Origin of the sequence: Arthrobacter pascens (genome assembly GCF_017052465.1) — a bacterium.
GTDB classification, from domain to species: domain Bacteria; phylum Actinomycetota; class Actinomycetes; order Actinomycetales; family Micrococcaceae; genus Arthrobacter; species Arthrobacter pascens.
This window is the reverse complement of record NZ_JAFHKT010000057.1, coordinates 1-948: the sequence shown is the minus strand read 5'-3', so window position 1 is coordinate 948 and position 948 is coordinate 1. Positions and strand designations below refer to the sequence as shown.

General features: G+C 64.3%; 1 protein-coding gene. It reads right to left on the bottom strand.

Annotated elements, in window-relative coordinates:
- Window positions 1-943: IS481 family transposase (locus tag JYA52_RS00265; RefSeq protein ID WP_205651165.1), on the bottom strand; the 943-nt coding region annotated here is incomplete at its 3' end.
- Window positions 944-948: the final 5 nt, after the last annotated feature.

Below are 948 nucleotides of genomic sequence, written 5' to 3'. Positions count from 1 at the left end.
TGTAATTCCCACGGAGGTTATGAACGCGGCTGATGGGAGTTTTTCCTCCGATGCCGGTATGGGTCCTGTGATGATTGTACTGATGTAGCCAATCGGGGTACGTGGCTGCTCGCTCGGTTTCTGATGTGTAGGGACGGGCGTAGGCCCATTCCGTGGTGAGAGTGCGGTTGAAGCGTTCTACCTTGCCATTGGTTTGTGGCCGGTAAGGGCGCGTCTTGCGGTGCTTGATGTTCGGACCCAAGGCGGCGGTGAAGGCTCTGGAGCGGTAACAGGCTCCGTTATCGGTAAGCACGGCTCTGACAGTGATGCCGTGGGCGGCGAAGAACGCAGCGGCGCGGAGCCAGAACGCTGTGGCGGTTTCCTTCTTTTCGTCGTTGAGGATTTCGGAGTAGGCCAGGCGGGAATGGTCATCCACGGCGTGGTGAAGGTAGGCATAGCCGGTCCCGGCCCGGCGGTTCTTCCTGCCTTTGGCCCTTCCCAATGACCGGTGTCCGCCGCCCTGAGGGATGCGTCCGAGCTTCTTGATGTCCACATGGATCAGGTCTCCCGGCTGCTCGTGTTCGTAGCGTTGGGGTGCCGGCTTGCGGACGGGCAGGCCGGTGCCTTGGTCCAGGCAGGCCAGCCGGGGCATCCGGTGCCTGGACAGGACTTTTCCAACCGTCGAGCGTGCCAGATGCAGGTGGGCTGCGATCCGGTGAGGACCCCACCGGCGGGTGAAACGCAGCGCCAGAATCCGCCGTTCGGTGCGGACATTAGTGCGGTTCGGGCTCCGACGCGGCCGCGAGGACATGTCCGCCATGCCGTCCTCGCCACGGGCCCGGTACCGGTCCACCCACTTCTTCGCGGTGGCCGGCGAGCACTGGAACCGCTCCGCGGCCCGGCGCAGGGTCCAGCCCTGCTCGATGACCAACCGGGCGAGCTTTCCCCTGGCCTTGGGTGTCAGGTCAG